18 protein-coding genes are annotated in these 19,457 nt (G+C 35.7%); 3 read left to right on the top strand and 15 right to left on the bottom strand.

Going from position 1 to position 19,457, the window contains the following annotated elements:
* Positions 1 to 235: 235 nt before the first annotated feature.
* Positions 236 to 436 carry a hypothetical protein gene (locus tag J2S19_RS22825; protein ID WP_307346973.1) on the bottom strand — a complete coding sequence of 67 codons (201 nt, stop codon included), beginning with the start codon at positions 434 to 436 and terminating at the stop codon, positions 236 to 238.
* 120 nt (positions 437 to 556) lie between these two features.
* On the opposite strand from J2S19_RS22825, the gene pdaB reads away from it, so the two are divergent.
* Complete coding sequence (gene pdaB / locus J2S19_RS22830; protein ID WP_307346976.1) at positions 557 to 1,321, top strand: polysaccharide deacetylase family sporulation protein PdaB; 765 nt, start codon at positions 557 to 559, stop codon at positions 1,319 to 1,321.
* Positions 1,322 to 1,484: 163 nt separating this feature from the next.
* Here pdaB and J2S19_RS22835 read toward each other — a convergent pair whose 3' ends face one another.
* The gene (locus J2S19_RS22835; protein WP_307346978.1) at positions 1,485 to 2,090 is read right to left on the bottom strand and encodes a KinB-signaling pathway activation protein; all 606 of its coding nucleotides are present in this window, start codon (positions 2,088 to 2,090) and stop codon (positions 1,485 to 1,487) included.
* A 145-nt stretch (positions 2,091 to 2,235) separates the two neighbouring features.
* Between J2S19_RS22835 and gerD the strand changes: the two genes are divergently transcribed.
* Positions 2,236 to 2,808 carry a spore germination lipoprotein GerD gene (gene gerD / locus J2S19_RS22840; protein WP_307346980.1) on the top strand — a complete coding sequence of 191 codons (573 nt, stop codon included), beginning with the start codon at positions 2,236 to 2,238 and terminating at the stop codon, positions 2,806 to 2,808.
* Positions 2,809 to 2,907: 99 nt separating this feature from the next.
* On the opposite strand, the gene salA is transcribed toward gerD, so the two are convergent.
* From salA to J2S19_RS22865, 5 genes are all read right to left on the bottom strand, one after another.
* Positions 2,908 to 3,954, bottom strand: a complete 1,047-nt coding sequence (salA, locus tag J2S19_RS22845) for an iron-sulfur carrier protein/transcriptional regulator SalA (protein WP_307346982.1) — start codon at positions 3,952 to 3,954, stop codon at positions 2,908 to 2,910.
* Between the two features lie 252 nt (positions 3,955 to 4,206).
* Entirely contained in the window at positions 4,207 to 4,920 is a 714-nt protein-coding gene (gene cwlD, locus J2S19_RS22850) for an N-acetylmuramoyl-L-alanine amidase CwlD (protein WP_307346985.1), read from the bottom strand.
* A 64-nt stretch (positions 4,921 to 4,984) separates the two neighbouring features.
* Entirely contained in the window at positions 4,985 to 5,422 is a 438-nt protein-coding gene (locus tag J2S19_RS22855) for a DUF2521 family protein (RefSeq protein WP_307346988.1), read from the bottom strand.
* A gap of 159 nt (positions 5,423 to 5,581) precedes the next feature.
* Complete coding sequence (locus J2S19_RS22860) at positions 5,582 to 7,060, bottom strand: SulP family inorganic anion transporter (protein ID WP_307346990.1); 1,479 nt, start codon at positions 7,058 to 7,060, stop codon at positions 5,582 to 5,584.
* 489 nt (positions 7,061 to 7,549) lie between these two features.
* A complete protein-coding gene (locus J2S19_RS22865; RefSeq protein WP_307346992.1) occupies positions 7,550 to 11,299 on the bottom strand; it encodes an endo-1,4-beta-xylanase in 3,750 nt (1,249 codons plus the stop codon).
* A 604-nt stretch (positions 11,300 to 11,903) separates the two neighbouring features.
* Between J2S19_RS22865 and J2S19_RS22870 the strand changes: the two genes are divergently transcribed.
* On the top strand, positions 11,904 to 12,773 hold the full coding sequence (locus J2S19_RS22870) for a nuclease-related domain-containing protein (protein WP_307346994.1): 870 nt from the start codon (positions 11,904 to 11,906) through the stop codon (positions 12,771 to 12,773).
* Positions 12,774 to 13,834: 1,061 nt separating this feature from the next.
* On the opposite strand, the gene rpsI is transcribed toward J2S19_RS22870, so the two are convergent.
* The 8 genes from rpsI to J2S19_RS22910 all read right to left on the bottom strand — a co-directional run.
* A complete protein-coding gene (rpsI, locus tag J2S19_RS22875) occupies positions 13,835 to 14,227 on the bottom strand; it encodes a 30S ribosomal protein S9 (protein WP_307346997.1) in 393 nt (130 codons plus the stop codon).
* 20 nt (positions 14,228 to 14,247) lie between these two features.
* Positions 14,248 to 14,685, bottom strand: coding sequence for a 50S ribosomal protein L13 (gene rplM / locus J2S19_RS22880; protein ID WP_307347000.1), 438 nt, complete (start codon positions 14,683 to 14,685; stop codon positions 14,248 to 14,250).
* Between the two features lie 154 nt (positions 14,686 to 14,839).
* On the bottom strand, positions 14,840 to 15,580 hold the full coding sequence (gene truA / locus J2S19_RS22885; protein WP_307347003.1) for a tRNA pseudouridine(38-40) synthase TruA: 741 nt from the start codon (positions 15,578 to 15,580) through the stop codon (positions 14,840 to 14,842).
* A gap of 12 nt (positions 15,581 to 15,592) precedes the next feature.
* Positions 15,593 to 16,390 (bottom strand): energy-coupling factor transporter transmembrane component T family protein, encoded by a 798-nt coding sequence (locus J2S19_RS22890; protein ID WP_307347006.1) that lies wholly within the window; start codon positions 16,388 to 16,390, stop codon positions 15,593 to 15,595.
* Positions 16,390 to 17,253: an energy-coupling factor ABC transporter ATP-binding protein gene (locus tag J2S19_RS22895; protein WP_307347008.1), complete on the bottom strand. Its 864-nt coding sequence runs from the start codon at positions 17,251 to 17,253 to the stop codon at positions 16,390 to 16,392. The genes J2S19_RS22890 and J2S19_RS22895 overlap by 1 nt, the downstream gene beginning before the upstream one ends.
* A complete protein-coding gene (locus J2S19_RS22900) occupies positions 17,229 to 18,068 on the bottom strand; it encodes an energy-coupling factor ABC transporter ATP-binding protein (protein ID WP_307347011.1) in 840 nt (279 codons plus the stop codon). The genes J2S19_RS22895 and J2S19_RS22900 overlap by 25 nt, the downstream gene beginning before the upstream one ends.
* A 92-nt stretch (positions 18,069 to 18,160) precedes the next feature.
* Positions 18,161 to 18,556: a 50S ribosomal protein L17 gene (rplQ, locus tag J2S19_RS22905; RefSeq protein WP_307347014.1), complete on the bottom strand. Its 396-nt coding sequence runs from the start codon at positions 18,554 to 18,556 to the stop codon at positions 18,161 to 18,163.
* 96 nt (positions 18,557 to 18,652) lie between these two features.
* On the bottom strand, positions 18,653 to 19,457 hold an 805-nt coding region (locus J2S19_RS22910), incomplete at its 5' end, for a DNA-directed RNA polymerase subunit alpha (protein WP_307347017.1).

Here is a 19,457-nt window from a genome sequence, read left to right on the forward strand (position 1 = left end):
TTGCTCAATTGTTTTGTGTACATATAATGTACGTTTGTTGTTAATAAAAATTAACGTTGGCACGCTTGGTTTTGTTTAGTTTTCAAAGAACATTTAAGGTCAGCTTATCTCGTAAGCGACTTTCTTATATTAACAAAAACTCAATAACTTGTCAAACACTTTTTTGAAGTTTTTATTTTTTATTTCCGCCGTTTATCAGCGGCGATTTATAATATATCACCATTTTAAATTAAAATCAACAATTTTTATAAACTTTTTTATCTCCTATATTTACTCTTTTCAATATTGATTGTAATATCTCTCTTTTCTCTAATAATGCCCTTTCCTTTATACAACTATCATGAACACCTAATCGTACATTTACCTCCTTAATTTCTTTACTAATTAACATGTATAGTTCCATGGCCTCTATCTCTGAAAAAGTAAAATATATCATAATATTTCCTCCTCTATTACGGTCTTACTCTATTTTCTCAAATTTTCATATTTCTAATCATGATTATTCATATTAAAGCATAAACTTGTACAAAGATTTTGGACGAGGAGGTAATACATAATGAATCAATTTCATGTCATTCATATGAAAAAAATAAAGCAATTTATCATTATCCTAGTAGCTGCATTTTTCACAGCTGGAATCCTATATGTAGAAAATGTACTCAATTATCCTGTTTTTTCTACAACTAGTGGACCGAAGGCAATTTATAAAGGGGACTCAGGGAAAAAGGAAATCGCATTAACGTTCGATATAAGCTGGGGAGATGTAAAGGCCGAACCAATATTAGATACATTAAAAAAGCACAACATCAACAATACCACTTTCTTCCTATCTGCATCCTGGGCGGAGAGGCACCCTGATATTGTCGAACGTATAAAAAAAGATGGCCATCAAATTGGAACAATGGGCTATGCCTATAAAAATTATAAAGAACTAGATGCAAGCGAAATTAATCATGATTTATCTAAATCAAAAGAAGTATTTAAAAAATTAGGTATTGATGATATTACATTATTAAGGCCTCCGAGTGGACAATTTAATAAAGAGGTCCTTTCAATTGCAGAAAAACATGGTTATACAATTGTTCACTATAGTATCGACACAAAAGACTGGCTAAACCCTGGCGTTGATGAAATCGTAAGAAAAGCCACTTCTTCAATTAAAGGTGGAGATATAGTACTCCTCCATGCTTCTGATAGTGCTAAGCAAACAAACGAGGCTCTACCAATCATCATTAATCATCTATCTAAAAACGGGTTAAAAAATGTCACAGTAGAAGATTTGATATCTAATGCTGAAACAAAATCTAACGAGGTAAAATAAGAAATATATAGATTTAATTACAGTAGGACCTGGAAAAGGCATTTGCTGTGAACTTACGCTGTACCAAATCTGATACTTGTATAGTTACATGCTCAACCCTAGCACCACTATAAATATTTAAACTAAAATTAATTCGTATAAATAAAGAGCTCGTCATTAAAGACTAGCTCTTTTTTGCATTAGTGAACTTTGGTAACATCAATAGTTGAAATGCATTACATACTTGTATCGGGATGAGCATAAGAAATAGCCAATCTTCCTCATTAACTCTTAAAGCCGGGAACCATTCTATTGTCGTTACAACAATCATGAAAAACATAGCAGGGATAAATGCTTCTTTATTTGTGCTTGTTCGTTTGAAATATGCAACTACAAGTCCAACTAATAATATGTATAATGCAACGATTACATAAGATGATATTCCTTCATTTTCGCTAGCGAAAAATTGGTGACGGAAATAAACGAGATCAAATAAAACAAAAACAATTAACACAATTTGTGCTAAATTCCAATTTGTGATTGAGCGAAATATACCTAATCCAAACCGATGCACCGTTAAATATGCGAAAAATCCCATTTGACTAATAACACTAAAAATTAAACCGACTCCAAATAACCAAAATAATATTGATAAGATTTCCATAATATCAAATTCACTAAATAAAACTTTATATTCTGACCATTTTAGGGCAAATCCTATAACCCCAGTTGTCAAACCACCAATAAGTAAATTACTAAGAAAAAAACGAACCCAATTTCGACTTTTCACTCCTGTATCCTCCAATAAGTTACTAATATAGATTTTACCAATCCTTTTTACAAATTGCTACAACATAGTTTTTTCCTCGTATAAATTGCCTCAACTCATTCAAAATATAAACGTATAGCTAAATAAGAAAGGAGCTTGGATTTATATGAAGAGATACTCGCTCCTCATAATTCTCACATTGGCACTTAATGTAGTGCTCTTTGGATGTGCACCAAGAGAAGAATCCGGGGCACAGATGGATTATGATGAAACGAAAAAGATGGTCATCGATATACTCGAAACAGAAGATGGTAAAAAAGCGATACAAGAAATGATGAAAAGCGAAGATATGCAACAAGTGCTTATTATGGATCAGAAGACAGTTACGGAAACTGTCCAAAAAACACTCGTCTCAGATGATGGTGTTAAATTTTGGCAGAAAGTTTTTGAAGACCCTAAATTTGTAGAAAGCTTCTCAACAAGTCTAAGGGATGAGCACGAAAAGGTTATTAAAGGTTTAATGAATGATCCTGAATATCAAAAATTACTTATAGAGGTACTTCAAGACCCAGAAATGGAAAAAAGTTTGCAAACCTCTCTCAAAAGTCAGGAATTCAGAAAACATATTCAAGAAATAGTACAAGAAACATTATCAAGTCCTCTGTACAAGGCTAAAATAGAGGAAACCTTGTTAAAGGCAGCTGAAGAAGCTGGGAAGCAAGAAGAAAAATCAAAATAATACGAAGTTAATTTAACATATAGCAAGGGTGTTATAGGCGTAATCATGCCTTAAAACATTATACACCAAACAAAAAAGGCGCATATTAGCGCCTTTTTGTCATGGTAGTGAAACCACTTTTTTTGCTATACTTTGATAAATTTCTGCTGTAGGATGGTTGCCCCTATAAACAGAAGGCGCAAAATCTTCCTCATCCCAATCTGGTTGTCCTAACGGAATCTTTCCAAGGAGTGGTGCCCTTAGCTCCTCTGCAAGTTTCTCTCCTCCGCCTCTTCCAAATACATATTCCTTTTCTTTTGTTAAAGCACTTTCAAAATAAGCCATATTTTCGATAACACCAATGATTTCATGGTCTGTTTGCAATGCCATCGCACCTGCCCTTGCCGCTACAAATGCAGCTGTTGGGTGTGGTGTAGATACTATGATTTCTTTACAAGCTGGTAGCATTGAATGAACATCAAGTGCTACATCTCCAGTACCAGGTGGTAAATCTAATAGTAGGTAATCAAGTTCTCCCCATTCAACTTCATCGAAGAAATTATTAAGCATCTTCCCTAACATTGGGCCTCTCCATATTACTGGTGCATTATCCTCAACAAAAAATCCCATAGAAATAACTTTGACTCCAAACCTTTCAACAGGGATAATCTTGTCTCCTCGAACTTCAGGTCGTTTTGTAATTCCCATCATGTCAGGAACGCTGAAGCCATAGATATCTGCATCAATTAACCCAACCTTTTTACCTAGCCTCGCAAGTGCAACTGCAAGATTGACAGATACAGTTGATTTACCAACTCCGCCTTTTCCACTAGCAATCGCTAAAAAAGTTGTATCATTCCCTGATTTCAATAAATTGTTGTCTTCTTCCTCAAAAGCAGAAAATGCAGCAATTGTGTCCTCAGATAATTGTTGAAATCTTAGACCGACTGTTTTGGCACCGCTTCCTTTTGCTAGCTCGACAATCTTTTGTTGTAATTGTAACTGTTCCGGTGTATTTAATTTAGAGATAGCTATTTTAAAGCTAACATGTGCTTTTTCCTCTTTGATATTTACCTCTTCAATCGCTTGTAATTCCTTTAATGTTTTATGTAAAAACGGGTCTTGTAGTTGTCCGATAATTTCTCGTAATTTCTCTTCCACTAACATGGTGCTCCCCCTTTTAGGCTTATTATTCATTAATTATAACATAACGGAAGCAGAGGGACGGTTCTTCCGCTTCAAAACGAACAAAAGCGCTAAATCATTGATTAGCCCCGAGAAGTATATGACGATTTATAATAGAAGTCGTTCTATGCCTACAATTCTAAATCGTCTTATTGACCTTGGGGGCTAAGACATTGGAGCTGAATATCAAGCAACCAACTTAACGAGAAGCAAAGGAACCGTCCCCTTGCTTCCTTAGTTAGGGGGATTCTTTTCACCGGAGAAGTATCTTAAGACGCCATTGTAGATGGAGGCTGCTACTTTTTCTTGGTATTCATCTGTAGCTAATAGCTTTTCTTCTTCCGGATTAGAAAGGAAGCCTACCTCTACTAGTGCACCTGGCTTTTCTATTTTCTTAATTAGGTAGACACCGTTAATTGGTTTTGCAACTCGTTCGGTATTTTCTAGATTTCTGCGTAGTTCATCCTGAATGAATTTTGCAATACTCTCATTTTCAGCAAACTTGCCATTATAAAAAGTTTGTGCACCACTCCATTTTGAAGATGGAATAGCATTTAGATGGATACTTAAATAAAGTTCAGCATTCGATTCATTAATCATTTTTACTCTATTTTTCAAATCCTCAACTTTTCTACGACTATATCCTTTTGTATCTTCATCAGCTAAGTCTACATCTTCTTCACGAGTTAGTATGACAAGAGCACCTTGTTCTTGTAGGAAGTCCCTAATTTTCAGTGAGATATCTAATGCAATGTCTTTTTCTAATTTTTCACTTCCAACTGCACCACCATCAGGTCCACCATGGCCTGGATCTAAGTAAATCACTTTACCTGATAACGGCAAATTCCACGAATCCCATGATTTATTATTTGAAAATTGCCACTGAAATAAAATAAGTAATAAGATAAATCCACCGATAAAACTTATCCATTTTATCTTCCTAACCATTTATTTCCCCCTCCCGCTCGTCCCTATCAATATATGGGACAAACAGGAGGAATATGTTCAATAATTAATGCAATCTTAGCTTATGTCTCAATTCACCCTTAATAAACCCTTGCTTCCAAAATGTATGGATAAAGTGCTCACTAGCTATAAATAACTCATCAAATGAAAGATTACTTAAATGTACCCTTCCCCAATTCGTAAAGTAATCAAATAATTCATTCACCAACCGTTTTTCTTCTCCCTTACATCTCTCATTAGCTACTTCGATCGGTTCACCATAATAACCAAATCGACTATATTTTGCTCCTAGTAAAAATGCTTCTATTGCAAAATCAATACAACTCTCTTCTATGACTACCTTTTTATTTTTATTTATAAAAGGGCTGAAATATTGATCAGTTCGTTTTTGTATTTCCGTTAAAGAAAGCTCTCTCAGCATTTTTTTCTCATAAATTAAATCTTTCTGGTGTCTTTTCTGTTTAATAGAAATGATTTCATTCATAGTTGAAAGCCTCCTTATATGTATTGTTTAAACCATCTCCTTTTATCATGCGTGTAATCTCTTCCATTTTTATTTCCTAAGAAATGAGACACGAAAGTAAAAAGAGAGATCCTGCTATGCAGTAATCTCTCTTCAAAGTGTTTATATAATTTACTACCATTAATGGTTAGCTACTTTGCTTATTCTACCCGGCTTATTATGAACTGTTATTTTTTCAAGTAATAAATTACTTTCCTTATTAAGTCCAATTAGATTAACTTTAGTTCCATTCTGATTATATTTCATAATCACTTTATCAATTGCCCCTACAGATGAGTCATCCCAGAGATGTGCTTGCGATAAGTCGAGGTCAATTTCTTTCACATTTTCTTTATAATTAAAGCTTTCAACAAATTCTGCAACAGATGCAAAAAACAACTGTCCATTCACTCTATAGACTTTCTTAGCTGCCCCATCGGAGCCTAGACTAGTTACTTTCACTTTAGAAATTTTCGCAGCAAAGAATACTGCACTCATTAAAATCCCTACAAGTACCCCTTTTGATAAATCGTGTGTAATTATGACAGTTATGACTGTAACGATCATGACAAGCGAATCTGTTAAAGGTACTTTATGAAGATTTCTAAGAGAAGACCAATCAAACGTTCCAATACAAACCATTATCATAACTCCGACTAAAGCTGCCATCGGAATTAATGCAAGTAAATCATTTAATAATAAAATTAGTACCATTAAGAACACACCTGCTACTAAAGCAGATAGCCTTCCTCTTCCACCTGACTTTACATTTATAACGGATTGACCTATCATCGCACAACCAGCCATACCGCCAAATAAGCCAGATACAATATTAGCAATCCCTTGTCCTCTAGCTTCCTTATTTTTATCACTATCGGTATCTGTCATATCATCGACAATAGAAGCAGTTAAAAGTGATTCTACTAACCCAACAATTGCAATTGAAAGAGAATAAGGAAAGATAATTTGTAACGTTTCAAAATTTAGTGGTACATCAGGCAATAAGAATACAGGCATTGTTTGAGTTAACTCACCCATATCTCCTACAGTACGTACACCACTTCCAGTCATTACTGCAATAATAGTCATCACAACAATAGCAACTAGTGGTGCAGGTACTACCTTTGTAAAACGTGGCAAAGTATAAATAATTACTAATGAACCAGCAACCATTGCATACATCTGCCATGATTCTCCTACAAAATGAGTTAGTTGAGCCATAAAAATAAGGATTGCTAAAGCATTGACGAAGCCAGTCATTACCGATCGTGGTACAAACTTCATTAACTTACCTAGTTTTAAAATGCCCATGATAATTTGCAGCACACCTGTTAAAATCGTTGCTGCCAATAAATATTGCAAACCGTATTCCGCTACTAATGTAACCATTAATAGTGCAGTCGCCCCAGTTGCAGCAGAAATCATCCCAGGACGTCCACCGACAAATGCAATCGTCACAGCTATACAAAACGAGGCATATAATCCTATCATTGGGTCAACTCCTGCAATTAGCGAAAAGGCGATAGCCTCTGGTATTAATGCTAGAGCTACTACTATTCCTGACAGGACATCACCTCTGATATTGCCAAACCATTGATATTTAATTGTATTTGATTCCAAATCGACACCTCTTCCAAAAGTTTTCATTTACAATGGTGACTTTCAACTCTCATGAAAGTCGGGTCCGTTAATAACAAGATGATTATATAGAGTTTTTGTCATTTTGTGAAACCCTATGTAAACGGAAACACGACCATTTTACTGAATAATACTTAACATAACTAGCATTTTCATTGATATTTATAAAGAATAGAAATACATAGTACCTATTTTTACTTATATAATTGGATTAAAAAATGAAGGATTTTGTGGGACTTTCAACAACTCTACAACGACTATTATGATTTTTTACGTGGCTTTATAAATGTACGAAGACATTATAGCAGCATAAGCAAACTGGTTAAATGCAAATTACCTTAATCAAGGATTAATTTATACAATTTATAGTACTCCCCATGCAAAGCGTTTCATTTATCATACTCCCCAGTCTATAGATGATATTAAACTAAAAAAAGAGAGGCTACTAAGTAACCTCTCAATACTAGAAAGTTATGCGTTTCTTCTTCTATTAATCGCAATGAAGCTAGCACCAGCTATAAGCATGATTGCACCTATGATAAGGAAATTAAATGTATTCGTTGCAGTATTAGGTAAAGTATTACCTTTACTTCCAGACTTATCATCGTTCGAATCTTTGTCTGTTGGTTCAACTACAACATTGTCTTTATCAGATGGAGCTGGCTTGTTAGGATCCGATTTTCCTGGAGATTCAGGTTGTTCTGGATTCTCTGGATTTGGTGTTCCTGGTGTTTCAGGTTGTTCTGGATTCTCCGGATTTGGAGTTCCTGGTGTTTCAGGGTCTTCTGGATTCTCCGGATTCGGTGTCTCTGGTGTTTCTGGATCTTCTGGTTGCTCTGTTTCATTTGCACCTAAAGTTAATTCACCAAATACAGATGTATCTTGGAACCCATTACCTGACAGGTCATTCCAAATAGCCGTACTTTCACGAGCGCCATCTTTCGCATCATTAATTTGTACGTCAAAACCAATTACGTTACCAGTCTCTGGTGAAATTGAGCTTAACGGAATTTTCACTTCCACTAAATAGTTTGTACCATCAAGCTTTGTTTCAGATTCAAAACCTTCTTTAATTTTATCAGAACTAAACGATGCTTCGTTGTCAAAATTCACACGATATTGGCCGTCGTCCTCTTCATATGAAGTTGATTTTGCATTGTTTTGGTCAACAAAAATTTCAACGGAATCATGTTCATATGCATTTGCACTTGTTTTATCAAGTTCACTATTGTTATCAACTTGAACTAACACATACAAGTTTTCATTATCCCAAAGAGTTTTTGCTACACCATTTGCTCCTTGCCAAGCCATTTGGTACTGGTCAATTGGAAGCTCTTGTACACCTTCCCACACACTATCAATTTCTCCATCTATTGTTGGAGTTCCAAATGAAGCGATACCTTGTCTTGCTGTTTCTTCATCTTCATCTGGTGTGTAGTTAGCAATATACGTTTCTGGGTCAATTACAGCTTTGTATGCCTCTTTAGCCTGTAAATCAGCATCAAAAATTAGTGGGCTTTGCTCGCCTCTCCAGCTTCTGCCATCATGTACTCCCCAGAAGGTTACACGTGCGATATCTTCTTTATACTCTTTATAAAGCTTAAATAGTTGCGCATAAAGGTATGCTTGATCTTTTTCTTCTTTTTCAGTAAGCGTACGATTGCTTCCTGCTGTAACATCAAGCTCGGTAACGCTTATTTCAACGCCAATTGATTTAAATTTCTCAAGAGATTTTCTAACATTTTCAGGGTCTGTATTACTTAAATGATAATGAGATTGCATACCCATACCATCAATTAAGTTACCACCGATTTCATCTCTATACTTATCATTGATTTCTTTAATCATATTTTTAATTGCTTCAGCTTTGTTTTGATTATCATCGTTATAATCATTGTAATAAAGCTTAACATCTTCCCAACCATTTTCAACAAGTACTTCATGTGCTGCTAAATATGCTTGCTCGATATAGTCTGGTCCAATTGCTTTAAGCCATCCTGAGTTACGTAGCGATCCTTTCCAATCTGCTGGATTTGGAGGATTATCATTCATTGCTTCATTTACTACGTCCCAAGAAATTACATCATCACCGAAATGCTCAACTGTTGTTTTAACATGTTCTCTTAAATTTTCAAGTGCTTCTTCACGAGACAATGGGTTACCATTAGCATCTGTGTGAAGAGCTTCTCTTGATTGTTGGTGCCATACAAGTACGTGTCCAACTAAATCAAGACCCTCACTTTTCACCTTAGCAACTAGCTCGTCCTCAGAAGCAAAATCAAATTCTCCTGAAGCATTATACGCATATTCAGGTTTCATTGCATTTTCAGCTGTTACAACTGTGTGATGATGTTTTAGAAGTTCAAGACTATCACCACTTAAATCAGAAATATCAATCGCGTTACCAATTAAGAAATCATTTTTATAAACTTCAGAAATTGGCTCTAAATCTAATTGGACAGGTGGTTTAGGCGCAACCTTCCCTACATGTGTTAATGTGAAATCATCAATATAGAAGAATATTGGTGAATCAGGCTTATCAGCTAACTCCACATAGGCATTTAAGATATCTGTTACATTTGAAACAGTAAATTGACCTTTTAACTCTACCCATTCTTGATCTGTCACTGTTACATTTGGTGAAAGATTTGTAAATGTTGTTTCACCTGATTGAACACTCATACGGATTACAGTATCAGGTTGTCCTTCTTGCAATTTTACCCATACTGATAAATCATAAATGTGTCCTGGGTGCATTTTTTCAACAACATTTAATAATGGTCCTTCATATTGGTTATTAGCATTTGTTAATAAACTTTTTGTACCAGATTTAGCTGCTTCATCCGTTACAACTGTGTCATAACCGATACCAGGGTTTCTTGGTCCCCAATTTTGTGTAGTACCATCTTCAAAGTCAGATTTCACACCTGATTGGTCTAAACTATCATCATCACCAAAATCTGGAGCTGATGCAGTTTGAACAACCTTTACATTATCAATAATGAATTCAGTAGTTCCATTTGTTGCCTCAAAATATAAACTTACTTCTGAAGCTGATAAATCATATGTGTATTCACCTTTGAATTGTACCCATTCAGCATCTGTAACGTTTTTAGGGCCTTCGATCGTTGGGTATTCATTGCCTCCGCCTGGTTGATTAGCAGAGAGCTTTACTTCCGTTGCTTCTTGGCCATCGACAAGCTTTACATACCCAGAAACTTCATATTTAGCTCCTTTTTCCATTAGCTCTGAAACATTGATGCTTGGTCCGTGCCAGTTCTCTGTACGACCAGTTGCTTTTAATGCTTTAGTTCCTTCATAAGCATCTTCAGTCAATTCAACTTTAGCCGTCCCTCTGCCTTCCCAGCCTTGAACACTGTCTTCAAAATCATATGAGCTGATTTCGTTTTCGTCAGCAGGTGGTGCATCTGGAGTTTCCTCTGGTGCAGGTCCGCCAATCATTTCTGCAATTTCTGCAACAGACTGTTCGGTAATATAGTGGCGACCCATTCCATAATTACCTTCATCATTCGGGTAGCCTACTTTAAACGCATATTTAATACCGTTTTCTTCATTTACTTGTTTTGTAATATCATTGTAGCTTCCATACGGATAAGCCATTAAAACAGGTGCTTGTCCTGTAAGCTCTTTCAAAAATTCGCTTGCTGTTGAAATTTCTTGCTGAGCATTTTCTTCTGTTATCTCACTGTTTCCCCCTACACCATTCCCCCAAACTCCTTCACCGTGAGTTTTTGAGTGGTTTTGCAGGCTAACGTTAGGCTCATCTACTAGAGTTTCTAACTGCTCTTTAGACATGCTATAGTCTCCGCCAACCCAACCGCTAATAACAAACAGTACAGCATTCATATCGTACTGCTTTAAAATAGGTAGTGCTGTCGTAATAAAATCAGGAGTTGCATCATCAAATGTTAATAAAATTGGATTTTCTGGTGCTTGTTCCTTACCTTCCATAATGTTTACATATTGTTCTGCAGACAATGCCGTGTAGTTATTATCTTGTAAATACTTCATTGTCTCCTTGAACGTTTCTGTATTAGTGTCGGTCCATTCATTCGAAGGATTATCGACGATACGATGATATAGAAGTACCGGAATATCATCGTTTGCTGCAGCTTTTGCAGTTGGGGTAATCCAGTTGAACGGAATTACCAAGCTAGCAACAAGTAACAACGATACAAATCTTTTTAACATCCTACTCATTTGCTTTACTCCCCCATTATAAATATTAGTGCGTTTATTAAACGCTTACATTAGAGAAAAAATAGTGACTATTCTCCTCTTGATTTATAATGATACTCCTTCATTTGAATACTTTTAACCCTAAAAACTATAGTTTTTACTTAGAAAACTATATATGTTTTTATGAGATGTCGACTTATAGTCCTTAATTTTCTAAAGAATTTGAACGTTGAGCAAGTAATCACTCATTAGGAATGATTCAAAGGGTATAATTTGGGGGTATAGTCTAAATTGGTAGTATTGCTATTATATATAATAAGACTTAAAAAGCCCGTTAAATATTGTAAATAGTTGTAAGTCTCTGTAGAATAATTGATGAGCATGTTGAATTGCCTTGAACCATAAATACCACGTAAAGCCCCCTTCTAATTCTTCATTGAAGCTTCCTATTTATTTTTTCATTCTCTTTTTCTGCGGTTATTTTAAAAAGGTTTATAGAAGCTGATGCAAGGGACTGACACCCACGACACGGTTAGTGAGTACTGGGGCGAAGATTAACCCAAGACAAGACAACAATTACGTAGCAATCTTATTTCCAATATTATAATAGGGGATGTAGTATGCAATGAAAATGAAGTCTCGAATATTATCAAATGAATTAAAAATTATGCGCTCATTAAATAATAGAATGAACTTGACAGAAAAGGATAAAAAATACTATTTGAATCTTGAAAAGGGTTATGAAGGTGAAATTGCCTTTGACCAATTAACAAAGAAACTTCAATGCGACGTATATATTTTGAATGATTTATGTCTTGAGTATCATAACTCAGTATGCCAACTCGATACGTTGCTCATTTTACCGAAGACAATTATTATATTTGAATTAAAAAATTATGCAGGTGATTATCATTACGAAGACGAAGAATTCCGTATGCTAAAATCTAATATCGAAATAACAAATCCAGTAAATCAATTAAAACGTAGTAAAACTTTACTCCGCTCTCTTCTAAAGGAAAATGGGATATATTTTCCTGTTGAAGGATATGTTACTTTTGTTAACCCAGAATTCACCTTGTACCAAGCCCCAATAGATGCTTCAATCATTCTGCCAACACAACTCAATCGCTTTATTAATAGAATAAATAATACACCCTCCAAGCTAAATCATCAGCATAAGCAAATATACGATCTTCTAATGGAAATGCATCTGCCAGAATCCCCATATAATCGATTGCCGTCTTATCAATTTGACCAATTAGAAAAAGGCATTCTTTGTGTATCTTGCTATTCCATTCAGACAATTATCAAGTTGCGGGGAATCTTTTGTGAAAAATGTGGATACGTGGAAACTATTGACCATGGAATTATGAGGAGTGTAGCGGAATTTAATCTCTTATTCCCAGATATGAAAATCACAACCAATCATATTCACAATTGGTGTAATATAGTTAATTCAAAAAAACGATTAGAAGAGTTCTATTCCAAAACTTAAAATCGATTGGAGGTCGGAGGCATACATATTTTGTGCGTTCAGATGTAAATACGGATCTTTTAAACTAGCACAGGATTGGATTCTATAAACTGATTAAAAGGCTCATTTTTTTGGATGATACTTTTCCACTATAGAGCAAACTTTACTTATATGGGTAATAATTATGCTATTCACTTACTTTAACGTTGGGTATGATTACCTTGAATCATCTTTGAAACAATCCCTCTTTTACCGCAAATAAGATTTTCACTGTTAAATAGACGATAGGATAATGCTATCTTACCTTTCACCTCGGTTTTTCGCTTCAATGGGCTATTAAAACATTTCTATTTTACCTTGGTCAACGGTTTATCGCTTTAACGGGTTTTTAAATCATTTCTTTTTTACCTTGGTCAACGGTTTATCGCTTTAACGGGTTTTTAAATCATTCTATTTTACCTGAGACTTCGTTTTTACGCTTCAACGGGTTTTTAAATCGTTTCTATATTTACCTTACTCAATGGTTTTACACTTTATCGGGGTATTAAATCGTTTCTATTTTACCTTGGTTAACGGTTTTACCCTTCAACGGGATTTTAGCACAATACTATCTTACCTTGACCAACGTTTTTGAGCTTTAACGTAGTTTTAGATCAATTCTATTTTACCTTGAGTAACGTTTTTGAGCGTCAACGGGTTTTTATATCATTTCTATTTTACCTTGAGCAACGTTTTCGCACTTTAACGGGATTTTAAGTCCATTCTATTTTACCTTGAGCAACGATTTTGATCTTCAATGGGCTTTTAAATCAATACTATTTTACTTTGGACAACGTCTTTACGCTTTAACAGGCTATTAAACCAATTTTATTTTACTTTAAACAATCGTTTTCGTTTCAATGGGATATAAGGAGTAAATAGACTAATTTTTCATGCTGACGATATCCTATTTCCCCTTATAATCGCAAGAACATAAGCGCTGGAGCTAGATGTCAAAGCGCTTATCACAATAGAAGATTTCCTAGACTATAAAAAAGACTCTTCCCACATAAGTGAAAAGAGTCTTTGAAACGTAAATAGAATTAACGTTTTGAGAACTGAGGTGCACGACGCGCGCCTTTAAGACCGTATTTTTTACGCTCTTTCATACGAGAGTCACGAGTTAATAGACCTGCACGCTTAAGTGATGCACGGTATTCTGGGTCTGCTTCTAATAAAGCACGTGAGATACCGTGACGGATAGCGCCTGCTTGGCCTGCATATCCACCACCTGAAACATTAACAAGAACATCGTAGCTACCTGCAGTTTCAGTTAAGTTTAATGGTTGTTTAATATCTTCGATTAATGCTGCTGATGGGATGTAATCTTTTACATCGCGATTATTTACAACGATACGGCCTTCACCTGGTACTAAACGTACACGAGCTACTGAGCTTTTACGACGACCTGTACCGTAATATTGAACCTGTGCCAAATTAATAACCTCCTTTTAAATTATCCGCGAAGTTCGTAAACTTCTGGTTGTTGTGCTTGGTGTGGATGCTCACTACCAGCGTAAACATGTAATTTTTTAACCATTTGACGTCCTAATGAACCTTTTGGAAGCATTCCTTTGATTGCTAATTCAAGCATTTTCGTAGGATAGTTTGTACGCATTTCCAAAGCAGTTCTAGTTTTTAAACCACCTGGGTACATGCTGTGACGGTAATAAATTTTATCAGTTAATTTTTTACCTGTTAATTCGATTTTTTCAGCATTGATAATGATCACGTTATCACCAGTGTCAACGTGTGGTGTAAAAGTTGGTTTGTGTTTACCACGTAAGATAGATGCAACTTCACTTGAAAGACGTCCTAGAGTCTTACCCTCAGCATCTATTACGTACCATTTACGTTCGATATTTGCAGCGTTTGCCATAAACGTTGTACGCATATTGTTTCCCTCCAATTTAATTGTCTAATAATAGTTCCTATTCTATTTCATAACACGATAAGTTTCCGGGGCTTATTCGTGGGGTTGAAATACATACCATCAAATATAATATAACGTATACAGGATAATGTCAAGAAAATATTACACACCTGGTTTAGTTGTCATAAGATACTTTATACAAAAATAACCCATGTCCTGGAACCGTCTTACCACTCAAATTTCGATTACGTCCTGCAATAATATTCGGTATTTCGTCTGTCTTTATTTTCCCACGACCAACATCTAACAATGTTCCCACTAAAATCCTAACCATATTATATAAAAAGCCATTACCCTTAAATGAAAAGATAAGTTCTTGTCCTTGCTTTTTCAAGTCAATCGTATAAATTGTTCTTACTTTATCCTCAACGTCTGTACGGGCAACACAGAAACTTGAGAAATCATGTGTACCACATAAATGCTCACTAGCCTTTTTTATAGCATCTAAATCTAGGGGATACGGATAATGATAGCAATAATTTCTTCTAAAAACATCAATTATTTCTTGTTGACTAATAATATAGCGATACTCTTTTGAGGTTGTATCAAATCTTGCATGAAAGTTAGCATCTACATATTGTGACTGTTGAATGACAATATCATCTGGTAAAAACCGATTTAGGGCATATGGCCATTTTTCTTCTGGGATTGTTAAGTCTGTATCAAAATGGAAAACCTGTCCTACAGCATGGACTCCGGCGTCAGTTCTTCCGGATGCATGAATTCGAACAAATTGATTTTTATGAAGCCTTGATAATGCAGCTTCAATCTCCTGTTGTACAGTTCGCTTCCCAGGCTGAACTTGATATCCACTAAAGTTAGTACCATCATAAGAAACGATGCATTTTAGTCTCATTGCTATCTACTCCTAAGTTCTTAAGTAATATAAAATGGCTCCTAATAATATAAGTGCAAGCATCATAATTGAATCAAATAGTCCCCATTTTAATTGCCTAAGTTTCGTTCTTCCCTCTCCGCCTTTATAACCCCTTGCTTCCATGGCTGTAGCAAGCTCCTCAGCACGTTTAAACGCACTAATAAACAGTGGGACTAATAAAGGGACAACCGATTTTAAGCGGTCTTTAAGAGGCCCATTTGTGAAATCAACACCACGTGCCATCTGTGCCTTTAATATTTTATCTGTTTCTTCCATAAGTGTAGGTATGAAACGTAATGATATAGACATCATGAGAGCAAGCTCATGAACAGGAAATTTCAATTTTTTTAAAGGAGATAATAGACTTTCCATACCATCAGTGATTTCGATAGGAGTCGTTGTTAATGTTAATATCGTTGTCATGACAATTAAAAATAGGAATCGAAGTGAGATGTAAATACCTTGTTTTAATCCTTCTTCATAAAGCTTAATTATACCTAAATCAACTAGAATTTGCCCTTCCTTTGTAACAATAATATGAAGAAAGAAAGTAAAAAGAATAATCCATAAAACAGGCTTCAACCCTTTAAGTAAAAAGTATAAAGGAAGTTTTGTTAACATTACAATAGCAAAAGTAAATATCCCAAGACATAAATAAGTGAAGAAATTATTGGCAAAGAAAACGATAAATATGAATAAAAACACCAGTAATAATTTTGCTCGAGCATCCATTCTGTGTATTAACGAATCACTTGGAACATATTTACCGATAATAATACTATCAAACATTAGGAACCACCACTTTCTAGCATTCCCTTAACTTGATTCACTATATCTTCCATTGTTAGTGCAACTTTAGGAAGCGTCATACCTTTTTCCATTAACATATGTTGAAATTTTACTGTTTCTGGCAAGTCTAATCCAAGCTTACGAAGTCTTTCTGTCTCACTAAATACTTCTAACGGCGTTCCGTGCATTTCAATCGTGCCTCTATGCATAACAATGACTTCATCAGAATAAGCAGCTGCATCCTCCATGCTATGCGTAACGAGAATAATTGTCATATTATGCTCTTTATGCAAATGATAGAATAAATCCATCATTTCCTTTCTTCCTCGTGGATCAAGCCCAGCTGTTGGCTCGTCTAGTACAAGCACTTCTGGTCCCATTGCAAGAACTCCTGCAATAGCTACTCTACGCATTTGCCCTCCACTTAAGTCAAAAGGAGATCGATTTAAGACTGTTTCAGGTAGTCCTACTAAAGCTAGTGCTTCCCTTGCCTTATCTATAGCCTCTTTTTCGCTCATCCCAAAATTCATTGGTCCAAATGCAATATCCTTTTCAACTGTTTCCTCAAATAACTGATGTTCCGGAAATTGAAAAACAATCCCTACTAGCCTTCTAACAGCTTTTAATTGCTTTTGCTTCTTACCAGCTTTTATTTGGTAGTCGCCAAGTTGAAGCGAGCCTTTTGTGGGCTTTAAAAGGCCATTTAAGTGTTGGAGTAACGTTGATTTACCTGATCCTGTATGACCTATTATCGTTAAGTACGTGCCTTCCTCAACTGTTAAGTTAATATCATAGAGAGCTAAACGTTCAAAGGGTGAATTTGCTTGGTAACGGTGTTCTAAGTTCGTAATTGTAATGTCCATAACTCGTTAACCAGCCCTTCCTCTGTCAAATGATTTTCTTTTAAAGGAATACCAGCAGCCTTTAATTTTTTGCTTAACTGAAAAGGGAATGGTAAGTCTAGTCCTATCTCTACAAGTTTATCATCTAACTGGAAAACTTCAGTAGGTGTTCCTTCTATGAACTTCTTACCACCATTCATTACGATAATTCTATCAGCTTTAGCTGCTTCTTCTAAATCATGTGTAATCGATATGACTGTTAATGAATTTTGTTTTTTTAATTCACGGACAGTTTCCATTACTTCTGTTCGTCCTTGGGGGTCTAACATTGAAGTCGCTTCATCTAAGATAATGATTCTTGGCTGTACAGCTAATACACCTGCTATTGCTACCCTTTGCTTCTGCCCACCTGAGAGGTGATGGGGTTCCTGGTCTAGATAGCTATCCATTTTTACCTTTCGTGTAGCCCAATCGATTCTTTTTTCCATTTCTTCACGTGGTATCGCAATGTTTTCTAAACCAAATGCAACATCATCTCGGACAGTTGAACCTACAAACTGATTATCAGGATTTTGGAACACCATTCCTACATTTTTTCTTATCTCCCAGATTGTTTCTTCGGATAGTTTATAGCCGCACACATCAACCTGACCTTCATTTGGTAAATAAAGACCATTTAAAATCCGTGCCAAAGTAGACTTACCTGAGCCATTATGACCGACAATCGCAAGCCATTCTCCCTTGTTCACGTGTAATGAAACATTCGATAGTGCCTTCGGGGAATCTTCCTGGTATTTAAATGTGACATCTCTTACCTCAATAATTGCTTGACACATAGTTTGTCTCTCCTAGTTTAGAAAAGTACCTACAAAAAAAGGGCATTGAACCAGTTATAAAACTGTCACGCCCTTTGAGAGTAAATTATTTATTAAACTAATTCAATGATGACCATTGGAGCACCGTCGCCACGACGAGGTCCAATTTTCATGATACGAGTATATCCGCCTTGACGTTCTTCATAACGTGGAGCAATATCACTGAATAGCTTTTCTAAAGCATATTTTGGTTTTTCCTTCTCTTTGCCTTCTTCAGTTGTTACTGTTACAACTTCCGCAACCTCGTTACGTACGTAAGAAGCAGCTTGACGGCGAGCATGAAGGTCTCCACGCTTTCCTAAAGTAATCATCTTTTCAACAACTGAACGTAATTCTTTAGCACGAGCTTCAGTTGTCTCAATACGCTCACTGATGATTAAATCAGTAGTTAAATCACGAAGCATCGCTTTACGTTGAGCACTCGTACGACCTAATTTTCTGTATGACATTAGTTGTCCCCTCCTTCGTTGTTAATGGTATGTTTATCTGTCTACTAATAAACAACTGTCTATTGAAACATACGAAAACGCTAGTTAACTCTCTAACTAGTCGTCTTTTCGAAGACCTAAACCTAGTTCTTCTAACTTTGCCTTAACTTCTTCAAGAGATTTACGACCTAGATTACGAACTTTCATCATATCTTCTTCTGTTTTGTGAGCAAGCTCTTGTACTGTATTAATGCCAGCACGTTTTAAACAGTTGTAAGAACGGACAGATAAGTCTAATTCTTCAATCGTCATCTCAAGAACTTTTTCTTTTTGATCCTCTTCTTTTTCCACCATAATTTCTGCATTTTGTGCTTCGTCTGTAAGACCTACAAAAATATTAAGGTGTTCAGTAAGGATTTTTGAACCTAAAGCGATCGCCTCTTTTGGTCCCGTACTACCATCAGTCCAAACATCAAGTGTCAGCTTATCATAGTTTGCAACTTGACCTACACGTGTATTCTCAACTTGGTAAGATACACGAGCAACTGGTGTGAAGATTGAATCAACTGGAATGACTCCTATTGGTTGATCCTCTCTTTTGTTTGATTCAGCAGGAGTGTAACCACGCCCACGTCTAGCAGTTAGTCTCATTCTAAAGCTAGCACCTGAAGCAAGTGTTGCAATATGAAGTTCTGGATTTAAAATCTCTACATCGCTATCATGAGTAATATCGGATGCAGTAACACTTCCTTCGCCTTGAACATCAATTTCAAGCGTCTTTTCTTCATCTGAATAGATTTTAAGAGCAATCTTTTTAATGTTTAAGATAATCGAAGTAACATCTTCAACAACACCTTCGATCGTTGAAAACTCATGAAGTACGCCATCTATTTGGATCGATGTTACAGCGGCACCAGGGAGT

Origin of the sequence: Metabacillus malikii (assembly GCF_030813355.1) — a bacterium.
Taxonomy (GTDB): domain Bacteria; phylum Bacillota; class Bacilli; order Bacillales; family Bacillaceae; genus Metabacillus; species Metabacillus malikii.

Bases quoted from the DNA above. Each gene is read 5' to 3' on its own strand.
- J2S19_RS22890 (WP_307347006.1), bottom strand. From the start codon at position 16,390: ATGTTTGATAGTATTATTATCGGTAAATATGTTCCAAGTGATTCGTTA.
- J2S19_RS22895 (WP_307347008.1), bottom strand. From the start codon at position 17,253: ATGGACATTACAATTACGAACTTAGAACACCGTTACCAAGCAAATTCA.
- gerD (WP_307346980.1), top strand. From the start codon at position 2,236: ATGAAGAGATACTCGCTCCTCATAATTCTCACATTGGCACTTAATGTA.
- salA (WP_307346982.1), bottom strand. From the start codon at position 3,954: ATGTTAGTGGAAGAGAAATTACGAGAAATTATCGGACAACTACAAGAC.
- truA (WP_307347003.1), bottom strand. From the start codon at position 15,580: ATGAGACTAAAATGCATCGTTTCTTATGATGGTACTAACTTTAGTGGA.
- pdaB (WP_307346976.1), top strand. From the start codon at position 557: ATGAATCAATTTCATGTCATTCATATGAAAAAAATAAAGCAATTTATC.
- cwlD (WP_307346985.1), bottom strand. From the start codon at position 4,920: ATGGTTAGGAAGATAAAATGGATAAGTTTTATCGGTGGATTTATCTTA.
- J2S19_RS22865 (WP_307346992.1), bottom strand. From the start codon at position 11,299: ATGAGTAGGATGTTAAAAAGATTTGTATCGTTGTTACTTGTTGCTAGC.
- J2S19_RS22900 (WP_307347011.1), bottom strand. From the start codon at position 18,068: ATGTGTCAAGCAATTATTGAGGTAAGAGATGTCACATTTAAATACCAG.
- rplM (WP_307347000.1), bottom strand. From the start codon at position 14,685: ATGCGTACAACGTTTATGGCAAACGCTGCAAATATCGAACGTAAATGG.
- rplQ (WP_307347014.1), bottom strand. From the start codon at position 18,556: ATGTCATACAGAAAATTAGGTCGTACGAGTGCTCAACGTAAAGCGATG.
- J2S19_RS22855 (WP_307346988.1), bottom strand. From the start codon at position 5,422: ATGAATGAAATCATTTCTATTAAACAGAAAAGACACCAGAAAGATTTA.
- J2S19_RS22825 (WP_307346973.1), bottom strand. From the start codon at position 436: ATGATATATTTTACTTTTTCAGAGATAGAGGCCATGGAACTATACATG.
- J2S19_RS22870 (WP_307346994.1), top strand. From the start codon at position 11,904: ATGAAAATGAAGTCTCGAATATTATCAAATGAATTAAAAATTATGCGC.